The following is a 10,816-nucleotide window of genomic DNA, read 5'->3' on the forward strand; positions in this document are numbered from 1 at the left end:
GAAGGAACTAAACAGCTGCAACAGCCATTGACTATTTGAAAGATTAAGAATTAAATGAGTAAACCAAGCCTTGCCCGCGGCACCCGTGACTTCGGTCCCGAAAAAATGGTGAAACGCACCTTTATATTTGATACCATTCGTCGCTCTTTTCAACGTTATGGTTTTCAGCCACTGGAAACTCCGGCTTTTGAAAATCTGTCCGTTTTGATGGGGAAGTACGGCGACGAGGGAGACCAGCTTCTTTTCAAACTTTTGAATTCCGGCGATTTCAGCGGGAAACTTACTGATGCCGATTGGAATGCTGGATACAAACCTTTAACAAGCAAAATCTCCGAAAAGGGACTGCGTTATGATTTGACAGTTCCTTTTGCACGTTACGTGGTGATGAACCGAGGAACTTTGGTGATGCCTTTTAAAAGATATCAGATCCAGCCAGTCTGGCGGGCTGATCGTCCGCAGAAGGGAAGGTACCGGGAGTTTTATCAATGTGACGCAGATGTTGTTGGAACGGAATCACTTCTTTGTGAAGCTGAGATTGTCATGTTGCTTCATGATATTTTACCGCAGCTTGGTATTGAAGATTTTACTGTAAAAATTAATAATAGAAAGATTCTGACAGGAATCGCTGATATGATTGGCGCGCATGGGCAGGAGGGAACGCTTTGTGTCGCGATTGATAAGCTTGATAAAATTGGAAAAGAAAAAGTCGTTGACGAATTGCGTGAGCGTAATTTTTCCGAAGAAAGCATAAATTTACTTGATCCTGTTTTTTCTTTGACGGGCGGAGAGAATCCGTTTGCTGATTTGAGAACGTGGCTTGCTTCTTCTGAAATTGGCTTGAAGGGAATAGACGAACTGGAACAGGTTTGGGGCATGGTTGACTCGCTTGGCCTAAAAAATCCGAAGATCCAGTTTGATGTAACCCTTGCCAGAGGTTTGTCTTACTACACCGGGGCCATTTTTGAAGTAAAAGCAAATAATGTCCAGATTGGAAGTATTTGTGGAGGCGGAAGGTATGATAATCTGACAGGCACTTTTGGTGTGCCAGGTATTTCCGGCGTCGGAATTTCCTTTGGAGTCGACCGGATTTATGACGTCATGGAAGAATTAAATCTTTTTCCTGAAAATCAGACGATCAGCACCAAGGTAATGATCTCTAATTTTGATCAGGATGCTTTTAACTATGGCTTATCCGTTTTACCTAAACTACGCGAAGCTGGTCTTAATGCAGAAATGTACCCTGATTCTGTAAAATTGAAAAAACAGCTGGATTATGCCGACCGAAAAAATATTCCATTTGTGATCCTGATCGGGTCGGATGAAATGAATACAGGACAGCTGACTTTGAAAAATATGAAAACCGGAGAGCAGCAAAAGGGATCAATTGAAGCGTTGATTGCCGCTGTCATTTAATTAGTAAATAATCATTAGATTTTAAGCTGACCGTCAAACGCCCCAGCCCATTTTTTAAAAATCATGAATAATATATTACGAATTGCAATTCAAAAGTCAGGAAGGTTAAGTGAAGATTCTTTGAAACTGATCAAGGAATGCGGTATTCGTTTTGATAACGGAGCTGGAAAACTTAAAACTGCTGCAACTAATTTCCCTGCTGAAATTTTATTCCTGCGTGACGACGATATCCCGGGTTATGTGGAAGATGGTGTTGCGCATCTTGGAATCGTTGGCGAAAATGTTTCGGAAGAATCTGATAGAAATGTTGATACAGTTCATAAATTGGGTTTTTCCAAATGCCGCCTTTCGATCGGTGTTTTAAGAGAGCATGATTATGCTGGTGTTCAGGATCTTGAAGGGAAAAGTATTGCTACTTCTTATCCAAAACTTTTAGGTAAATATCTTGCTGAAAATAATGTAACTGCGCAGATTCACGAAATCAGTGGATCAGTGGAAATCGCACCAAGTATTGGTCTGGCTGATGCCGTATGTGATATCGTGAGTTCAGGAAGTACGTTGCTGAGCAATGGTCTGAAAGAAGTTGAAACGATCTTCAAATCGGAAGCGGTAATGATCGCCAGCAAACATCTGACTGCGGAGCAACAGCAGTTATTGGATCAGCTTTTGTTCCGTATTAAATCTGTACAGGTTGCAAAAAACAACAAATATATTCTATTAAACTGCCCGACAAATGCAGTGGATGAAATCACTAAATATCTTCCTGGTATGAAAGCGCCGACGGTGATGCCTTTGGCAACTGAGGGTTGGTGTTCGATTCATTCGGTGATCAATGAAAACGATTTTTGGGAAAATATTGAAAAAATAAGACTGGCAGGTGCCGAGGGAATTTTAGTGATTCCAATTGAGAAAATGATTCTTTAAAAGGCTATTGGCTGTCGGCAATCGGCTTTCGGCCTGGCGATGAATAATAAATCAGTTATGAATATAATTTTTTATCCTGAAAGAAGTGAATGGCCAGCGCTTTTGACGCGGCCGGTTCAGGATTCTCTGGCTATTGAAGGAAAGGTTTTGCCCATTCTTGATTTAGTAAAAACAAAGGGAGATGAAGGTTTGCGTGAACTGGCGAAAAAATTCGATGGGATTGATCTAACAGATTTCGCTTTTTCGCAGGAAGAATTTGATGCTGCGGAAGATCAGCTGGATGAAACTCTGAAAGCAGCGATTCGTCAGGCTTATCAAAATATATATACTTTTCATAAAGCGCAGCTTCAATCAATCGAAAAGATTGAGACGATGCCGGGTGTTACCTGCTGGCGTAAAAGTGTTGGTATTGAGAAAGTTGGGATTTACATACCTGGTGGCACGGCTCCATTATTCAGCACTGTGTTGATGCTTGGTATTCCTGCGCAACTGGCTGGTTGTAAGGAAGTTGTTTTATGTACACCTTCAAATCATCCTGCCATTTTATTCGCTGCAAAACTGGTTGGAGTTACTTCGGCATTCAGAATTGGAGGTGCGCAGGCGGTTGCTGCTATGGCTTATGGTACGGAAAGTGTTCCAAAAGTATACAAGATTTTTGGGCCAGGAAATCAGTATGTAACCACGGCAAAGATGCTGATCAGTAAGGAAGGTATTGCGATTGATATGCCGGCCGGCCCTTCAGAAGTGGCGGTTTATGCGGATGATTCTGCTGTGGCGTCCTTCGTAGCGGCTGATTTATTATCCCAGGCTGAGCACGGAGCGGATAGTCAGGTGCTTTTGGTATCTACGAGTGAAAAGTTTTTAGCAGAAGTAAATGAAGAACTTTCTTCACAGCTGGAACAACTTCCTCGCCGCGACCTTGCATCTCAATCCATCGCAAACAGTAAGGCGATTTTAGTTAACTCGACTTACGAAGCAATTGACATACTGAACGATTACGCGGCGGAACATTTAATTCTGAGTGTGAAGGACGCTGAAACTGTGGCGGACAAAATTTTCAACGCTGGTTCAATTTTTCTTGGTAATTTCACACCTGAATCTTGTGGAGATTATGCATCCGGAACCAATCATACCTTACCAACGAATGGGTATGCGCGTGCATACAGCGGTGTTTCGGTTGATAGTTTCGTGAAAAAGATAACTGTTCAGCACATCACCGAAACAGGGATTCGTAACATCGGCCCGACTGTCGAGGCGATGGCGGAGGCTGAGTCTTTAGATGCCCATAAAAGGGCAGTGAGCATCCGTTTGGCTTCGTTATTGTAAAATATAAAATTCGATATTTATAATAACAGGAAAAATGTCGTATATTTGGAGGACTAATTTCTGGTCTTTTAAATATTGAAAAAGATGACAGCATTTATGGTTAATGAGCGTTTGGGAGGCTATACGGTCCTTAAACATTCAGTGAAAAATGATTTTGATCTTGCATACCTTGCAGAAAACGGTATTCCAAAAGCAGCGATTCAGCATCTTGCTGATTCCGTTGGTCTGGAATTGAAGGATATTATTTTACTTCTTCCCGTAACACCAAGGAATTTGCAGCGCTATAATGATACGGATCTGTTGAGCAATGTGGTCTCCGACCATCTGATTGCTTTGGCAGATCTTTTTTCAGTGGGTACCCGCGTTTTGGGGAGAGAATATTTTCTGGATTGGCTGAATCGTGAGATTTTAGTGCTTGGTAATGAAAAACCGATTCAATTCCTTCGCACGCATGCGGGGATCGAATTGGTAAAGACAGAACTGGGGCGGATTGAACACGGGATTTTTGCATAAATGGAGTTATTCAGGATAACCAGGTCAGAATATCAGAATGACCTGACTGGCATAGGAGCTTATTATCACGGTGGTCGCTGGAATACTCCACAGAATTCGATGCTTTATACATCATCACGCAGGTCTCTGGCTATGCTTGAAATAATTGTGCATTGGCAACAGCCCATACCTCCAAAAGGTTATGTAGTGGTAGTCATATTTGTACCGGATTCTGTATCGATTATAAATCTAACTTATCCGATTCGCGAATGGTATGAGGATCAGCAATGGAGTAGAGAAGTAGGCGATACGTGGCTGCAAGGAAATGAGTCATTGCTGATGAGCGTACCATCTGTGATTGTTCCGGCTGAGAAAAATTACCTGGTAAATCCCGCACATCCTGAGGCCGCTCTGATGAAAGTGATTGATCTGGAACCGTTTCAGTTTGATAAAAGATTGTTTTAATTAATAATGAGATGAAGCCGGAACTGCTGGCAGGAAGCTCTCAAATAGTAGTACTAATGAATAATTCTTTCGACCTGAAATCGGTCATTCGCCCCCACATTTTAACGCTGGCTCCATATTCTTCCGCACGTGACGAATACACGGGGCATGTCGGTATATTTCTGGACGCCAATGAAAATCCTTACGGATCCGTGACGGCTGAACATTATAACCGATATCCTGACCCATATCAGGCTGAGATCAAGGCGAAATTAAGTCCGATAAAAAATATAAGTACCGAAAGGATTTTTCTGGGCAACGGAAGTGACGAACCAATAGATTTGTTAATTCGTGCCACTTGTACGCCTGAAAAAGACCATATCATTATTTTACCGCCGACCTATGGCATGTATGAGGTAAGTGCGTCTATCCATAATGTTCAGATAGATAAAGTTTCTCTAACCTCAGATTACCAAATCGATGTAGAAGCTGTTTTAAAGGCAATCACGCCGGATACTAAAATTATCTGGGTTTGTACACCGAACAACCCGACAGGAAATGTGATGCAGGATAATGCCATTGAAACGCTTTTGACAAATTTCAACGGGCTGGTTGTTGTGGATGAAGCCTACGTGGATTTTACCGATACACCGTCGTGGATAGGACGTTTGGATGAGTTTCCAAATCTTGTCGTTTTACAGACTTTTTCCAAAGCTTGGGGACTTGCCGGCCTGCGTGCGGGTATGTGTTTCGCATCTGCGGAGCTGATCAGGATTCTGAATAAGATCAAGTCGCCCTACAATATCAGTCTTCCGGCGCAAAAAGCGCTTCTGGAAGGTTTGGAAGCGGAAGAAAAGAAAAATGAGATGGTTAAAGAAATTCTGAAAGAAAGGGCTTCTTTACGTACGATGCTGGACAATTTATCGTTGGTGAATAAAGTATTTCCATCCGATGCTAATTTCCTGCTTGTTCACTTCGACGATGCAAAATCTGTCATGGCTTATCTGATCGATGAAACGATTATTGTCCGTGACAGGTCACGCGTTCATCTCTGTGAAGGCTGCCTTCGTATTACCGTCGGTACCGCAGAAGAAAATGAGGTTTTAGTGGAATCTTTAAAAAAATATCAGCAAAATATCGTAATTGCATAAAACACAAAAATTCATCACATCAACTAACAATACCCCGCACCAACTATTTAACTATGAAGAAATTAGCACTTATTCTAACTTTTACACTTTGTTTCGGTTTAGCTCAGGCGCAAGACAACAACTGGGCTGTCGGTTTTAAATTAGGAGAACCAACCGGGGTTAACATTCGAAAATATTTCAATAATATCCACGCGATCGATGTGAATATAGGAACGTACGGTGGCGTCTTTTCAAATGACCGGGATTACAGGAGTGGAAGGTATAAAACGACTGGTTTAGCAATCCAGGTTCATTATTTGTGGACAACGCCACTTTTTAATTCAGAAGCTGTTCGGATTTATTATGGTTTGGGTGGACAGGTTAACAGCCGTAATTATTATCCGGACAACAAAAGACTTATTGCCGCTCCAGGTGACCGTGAAAAAACGATTTCTCTTGGTGGATCAGCGATCGGTGGTGTAGAATACTTCATCCCGAATAACCGGATTTCGGTATTTTTAGAAGGTGGTACTTACATTGAATTATTACCGAGACCATTTTATTTGAGTCCGAATTTATCAGCAGGTATACGCTTCAATTTGTAATCAAGATAATACCGTCATATCGCATAATAAGAGCAGGCATCCGCCTGCTTTTTTTGTAAATTGGTCAAAGCATTTTCAAGTGCTACATTTACTTCTCCAAAAGTATATCCAACGTGTTCAAAGTATATAGCTCCTCGGCGGGTTCTGGTAAGACCTACACACTTACCAAAGAATATCTGAAACTTGCCCTTCATTCCAATTCGGATACATATTTCAGGCAGATTCTTGCTGTCACTTTTACCAATGCCGCAGCAAACGAAATGAAGGAACGCATACTGCTTATGCTGAGAACATTTTCAGATGCGATGACGTCCACAACAGCAGAGCATCCAATGCTCCGTGATGTAGTTACCGAATTATATCCGGTAACCTTGACGGACCCGGCGTTGTATGCAGGAGCAAAAGAGCTGATTTCGGTAAGGGCACAACTTGTTTTCAGGCAGATACTTCATCGTTATTCGGATTTTTCGGTCATGACGATCGATAAATTCACACAACGGCTGATCAGCAGTTTTACGGATGAGCTTGGGATTCCCTTCGTTTTTGAGACCCAACTTGACGGGACTTTGCTGGACGAAGCGGTGGATCGTCTACTTGCCAGGATCGGGCAGGAAGGCGAGGAAGTTTTATCCGATATTGTTGAAAAATATTATCGGGAAAAGGCAGAAGAAGGGAAGAGCTGGGCGTCTTTGCCTGCACAGATACGTGAAACTGCCGGTACGCTGCTAAGCGAACAAAGTTATTTACAAATGCAGCGCGTTTCAAATTTGCAGATGGGCGACTGGGTTGCGATCCGAAATCAAATGCGTGCGTTTGTGAAAGGTAGGGAGGAAGCTATAAAACGTTTGGCAATGAGCGGTTTTGAGCTGATCGTTAATGAGTTTTTGGTAGATAAGGATTTTTACCAGGGAGCGAGAGGAATATATGGTTATTTCAAGGATAGAAGTGAAGGTAAAAATACCTGGACGGCTCCCAACTCCTACGTTAGCGGAAAAACGATTGGGGAAGAAAACTGGTATGGCGCAAAAACTGCTGCCCCGATCAAAGATAAAATTGAATCCATCCGCGCCGAATTGGAGAGATTGTATCATGAAATTGAAAATATAAGAAATGGTGAATCGCAGAAAATAATTTTATATCAACAACTAGAAAGACATCTTTATAATCTGTCGCTGCTGGGAGAAATAAGGAAGGAATTTGATGCACTTTTACGACAAAATAATCAGGTTCATATTTCAGATTTCAACAGAAGAATTCTTGAAATCGTCGCGAAAGAACCTGTTCCCTTTATTTTTGAAAGGCTGGGAGAAAAGTATAATCATATACTGGTTGACGAATTTCAGGATACTTCCAAATTGCAGTTTGCCAATTTGCTTCCATTGATCGAAAACGCTTTGGCAGACGGTTATTTCAATCTGATCGTCGGTGATGCAAAGCAATCAATTTACCGTTTTCGTGGTGGAGATATGGATTTGATTCTTCATCTCGCTCAAAATCAGGTGATGGCGCTCGTCCCGATTTTAGGAAATAATGTTTATAATGAAGAAAGATTATGGAGCATTGACAGCCAGTTGGAAATTGATCATTTGCGAACAAATCGTAGAAGTTATCGGGAAATTACAACCTTCAATAATCAGTTTTTTGGATTTATTTCAGATACAGTTGGTGAGGAATTTCCATTAATCAAGTCGGTTTACGACGAGAATTTCAAACAGGAAATTCCGGATGGAGTAAAGGATGGCGGGCACGTGCAACTCGAATTTTTAGATATGCAGGAGGGTGCGGATGAATTTTCGGAAGTTGAAACGACAAATGACGCGATTGTCAAACGAAGTTTGGAATTGATCACAGAACTCCGGGAAACCGGGTATCAGTGGAGAGATATTGCGATTTTATGCCGGAAAAAGAAAGAAGCAACTTCGCTGGCCAATGCCTTAAAGGAAATTGGTTATCCGCTTATTTCGGATGATGCGTTGTCGCTGGGTTACTCGCGCTCAGTTCATTTTGTAATTTCTTTCATGGAAGTTTTACATACCGATCAGCGTTTGAAGCGGTATGAGGCGGCTTATTTGTTTCATCGGGTTATTAGAAAAGAAAATCCGACTGCGCAGGAACATGAAGCCCTTCGCGAACTTTGTATCTTCAAAGGACTGGATAGTTTTCTTGCTTATTTTGCAAAATATGGCATAGAACTGACAGCTTTCCGGATGCGGCAGCTGACTGTTTTCGAATTAAGTGAGTTGCTCATGCAAACTTTTGGATTGTTTGAAAACAAAACCGAAAATGAATATTTATTCAGGTTCCTCGATGTTGTTCTGGAATTTGGGACGAGGAGAAGTAATCACCTGGGTGACTTTTTGCAACATTGGGAAACTGCAAAAAATAAACTTTCAATCACCATTCCGTCGGATACTGATGCGCTCAGAATCACGACGATCCATAAATCCAAAGGGCTTGAATATCCCGTTGTTATCGTTCCTTATGCAAACTGGAAAGTAACGCCGAACGCAAAATTGGATCGGTTGTGGATTGATCTGGAAGATATTTCCTACGATGAACTAAGTCTCGTTGAAAAAAGTGAGGAGATGACCGCGGGCAAAAAACTGAAAAGTTCGCTGGTTTCCGTTGTCAAAGATCTTGATAATACGCTGGTTGCCGGTCAGTATCAGGACGAGAAAACGCGTACTTTGGTTGAAAATTTAAATCTGCTTTACGTCGCTTTTACCCGCCCGGTGCAACGTCTTTATGTTTTATCAAAACGTGAAAAAAACTGGAACCAATCGTCTCAGGTTAGCAACTGGATGCATGATTTTCTTTCGCAGGAGAATTTTGAGCCAGCTTACAACGAGATTGAAAGCAGGTATGTTCTTTCCCAGGGAGATGGGGATTATTTTCACGCACATGCAAGAAACAATTCAGAAAGTTTTATTATCGATGATATCATCAGCAACGATCGAACAGATTCGTTACGACTTCGGAGAATGGCTGAGCGGATTTTTGACGTTGAAACTTTCGAGCGAAAAAAAGATCATCTTCAAAAAATGCGTCATTTGCTGATCACCATGAATCGTGTCAAGGATTTGGGTGACGCGGCGGGTCAGCTGGTGCGGGATGGTATTGTAACACGTGAAGAAGCGAAAAAACTCTATTTTCAACTGACTGATTTATTTAAAAATGAGTCGTTGAAAGATCTTTACAGCGATGAGGTCAAGATCCAGGTGAACAAAGAGTTGCTGCTACCGGGTGGAAAAATGCTTCATGTAGATCGAATCGTGCAATTGCCGGACGAAAGTTATATATTCATGAGTTTTGTGGCAGGTATCGGAAGTGACCAGTCGCGACAGCATCTAAAAAGACTTGTTAAGGTTTATATGGCTGACGGAAAATCTGCCGCAGCTGTTTTGATTACCCTGGAAAATGACGGAATCGAATGGATTTTGTAAAAATGCTATCTTGAAATGAACATTGAAATAACAGAAATTGATCAGAACGATGATTTCGAATTGGCGTTAATCATCCGGAATACCTTAAAGGAATTTAAGGCTGATAAGCCGGGAACTGTATTTTACGACGAGAGTACCGATCATTTAAGCGATCTCTTTAAGGTTGATAACAGTAAATATTTTGTAGCAAAAAGCGAAGGAAAACTTTTGGGCGGCGCAGGAATTTTTCCAACGGAAGGTTTACCAGAAGATACCCTGGAATTGGTTAAAATGTATCTGATACCGGAAGCCAGGGGGATAGGTTTAGGGAAAACACTGATTGAAAAATGCATTGCAGCAGCGAAAAGTGAGGGATTTACAAGGATTTACCTTGAAACCATGCCAGAACTCGACAAGGCTGTTAAAGCTTACGAAAGGTTGGGTTTTACGTTGCTCGATAGCCCGTTAGGCAATAGCGGACATCATTCATGTGAACTTTGGATGTCCAAAGAAATATAGCGGATCACGGTGTAAACGAATAATTTAAGGTCAGTTGGAATACTTTTGATTCTCCGGAATTAAAAACGGCTTCTCCACGTAAGCCGGCAAGCTCGTTTGTTCCACTTCCGGCAATAACTTTTCTGGTAGAATTAATTACTCCGTTCTCAAAAACGCCTGAGTGTTCCAGCACAAAACTACCACTTTTCCCGGCTAGTGTTCCTGTAAATCTTTCCAACCCATACAGCGTCGCTTTTTTATCATGATGATAATTTCTTAATTCCATTATTACACTCTCTCCGGACAACTCTCCTTCATAAAAAATAAAAAATTTACCGGTGGTTAATTTTTGTCCATTATCAATTTTACTGAAAGATTCTTCGTATCCATCAGTTATATGGAAAACAGCGGAGGCAGATAATGTCATCTTAAATTTTTTTTGGTGTTTCTCAAAAATAGCAGAAATCAGATATAGTTGTTAGAATTTTTTTATAATCAAAATAGCAGAAAAAAAGATATCATAGATAAATTGAATAATTCTAAGATTTCTCATTGTAAAAGC

The 10,816-nt window shown here is 41.3% G+C and carries 10 protein-coding genes; 9 read left to right on the forward strand and 1 reads right to left on the reverse strand.

The annotated features are described in order from the left end of the window. Nucleotides 1-54: 54 nt before the first annotated feature. From hisS to AC1XUO_RS07740, 9 genes are all read left to right on the forward strand, one after another. Complete coding sequence (gene hisS / locus AC1XUO_RS07700) at nucleotides 55-1,413, forward strand: histidine--tRNA ligase (RefSeq protein ID WP_483329189.1); 1,359 nt, start codon at nucleotides 55-57, stop codon at nucleotides 1,411-1,413. 63 nt (nucleotides 1,414-1,476) lie between these two features. Then, a complete protein-coding gene (gene hisG, locus AC1XUO_RS07705; protein ID WP_235152702.1) occupies nucleotides 1,477-2,337 on the forward strand; it encodes an ATP phosphoribosyltransferase in 861 nt (286 codons plus the stop codon). Between the two features lie 57 nt (nucleotides 2,338-2,394). Beyond that, complete coding sequence (gene hisD / locus AC1XUO_RS07710) at nucleotides 2,395-3,663, forward strand: histidinol dehydrogenase (RefSeq protein ID WP_483329190.1); 1,269 nt, start codon at nucleotides 2,395-2,397, stop codon at nucleotides 3,661-3,663. Nucleotides 3,664-3,747: 84 nt separating this feature from the next. Next, nucleotides 3,748-4,176 (forward strand): antitoxin Xre/MbcA/ParS toxin-binding domain-containing protein, encoded by a 429-nt coding sequence (locus tag AC1XUO_RS07715; protein ID WP_483329191.1) that lies wholly within the window; start codon nucleotides 3,748-3,750, stop codon nucleotides 4,174-4,176. Then, nucleotides 4,177-4,620, forward strand: coding sequence for an RES family NAD+ phosphorylase (locus AC1XUO_RS07720; RefSeq protein WP_483329192.1), 444 nt, complete (start codon nucleotides 4,177-4,179; stop codon nucleotides 4,618-4,620). A gap of 11 nt (nucleotides 4,621-4,631) precedes the next feature. Then, nucleotides 4,632-5,750 carry a histidinol-phosphate transaminase gene (gene hisC / locus AC1XUO_RS07725; RefSeq protein ID WP_483329193.1) on the forward strand — a complete coding sequence of 373 codons (1,119 nt, stop codon included), beginning with the start codon at nucleotides 4,632-4,634 and terminating at the stop codon, nucleotides 5,748-5,750. Nucleotides 5,751-5,803: 53 nt separating this feature from the next. Beyond that, nucleotides 5,804-6,334, forward strand: a complete 531-nt coding sequence (locus AC1XUO_RS07730; protein WP_483329194.1) for a hypothetical protein — start codon at nucleotides 5,804-5,806, stop codon at nucleotides 6,332-6,334. Nucleotides 6,335-6,447: 113 nt separating this feature from the next. Next, nucleotides 6,448-9,777 carry a UvrD-helicase domain-containing protein gene (locus AC1XUO_RS07735; protein WP_483329195.1) on the forward strand — a complete coding sequence of 1,110 codons (3,330 nt, stop codon included), beginning with the start codon at nucleotides 6,448-6,450 and terminating at the stop codon, nucleotides 9,775-9,777. Between the two features lie 15 nt (nucleotides 9,778-9,792). Next, nucleotides 9,793-10,275, forward strand: a complete 483-nt coding sequence (locus tag AC1XUO_RS07740; RefSeq protein WP_483329196.1) for a GNAT family N-acetyltransferase — start codon at nucleotides 9,793-9,795, stop codon at nucleotides 10,273-10,275. Nucleotides 10,276-10,279: 4 nt separating this feature from the next. Here AC1XUO_RS07740 and AC1XUO_RS07745 read toward each other — a convergent pair whose 3' ends face one another. Next, nucleotides 10,280-10,681 (reverse strand): DUF3224 domain-containing protein, encoded by a 402-nt coding sequence (locus AC1XUO_RS07745; RefSeq protein ID WP_483329197.1) that lies wholly within the window; start codon nucleotides 10,679-10,681, stop codon nucleotides 10,280-10,282. Nucleotides 10,682-10,816: the final 135 nt, after the last annotated feature.

This window comes from Dyadobacter sp. HNCC25DJ186, from assembly GCF_056895235.1.

Coding starts and splice junctions, on each gene's coding strand:
- AC1XUO_RS07745 (WP_483329197.1), bottom strand. CDS start 10,681: ATGACATTATCTGCCTCCGCTGTTTTCCATATAACTGATGGATACGAA.
- AC1XUO_RS07740 (WP_483329196.1), top strand. CDS start 9,793: ATGAACATTGAAATAACAGAAATTGATCAGAACGATGATTTCGAATTG.
- AC1XUO_RS07715 (WP_483329191.1), top strand. CDS start 3,748: ATGACAGCATTTATGGTTAATGAGCGTTTGGGAGGCTATACGGTCCTT.
- AC1XUO_RS07730 (WP_483329194.1), top strand. CDS start 5,804: ATGAAGAAATTAGCACTTATTCTAACTTTTACACTTTGTTTCGGTTTA.
- AC1XUO_RS07720 (WP_483329192.1), top strand. CDS start 4,177: ATGGAGTTATTCAGGATAACCAGGTCAGAATATCAGAATGACCTGACT.
- hisD (WP_483329190.1), top strand. CDS start 2,395: ATGAATATAATTTTTTATCCTGAAAGAAGTGAATGGCCAGCGCTTTTG.
- hisG (WP_235152702.1), top strand. CDS start 1,477: ATGAATAATATATTACGAATTGCAATTCAAAAGTCAGGAAGGTTAAGT.
- hisC (WP_483329193.1), top strand. CDS start 4,632: ATGAAGCCGGAACTGCTGGCAGGAAGCTCTCAAATAGTAGTACTAATG.
- hisS (WP_483329189.1), top strand. CDS start 55: ATGAGTAAACCAAGCCTTGCCCGCGGCACCCGTGACTTCGGTCCCGAA.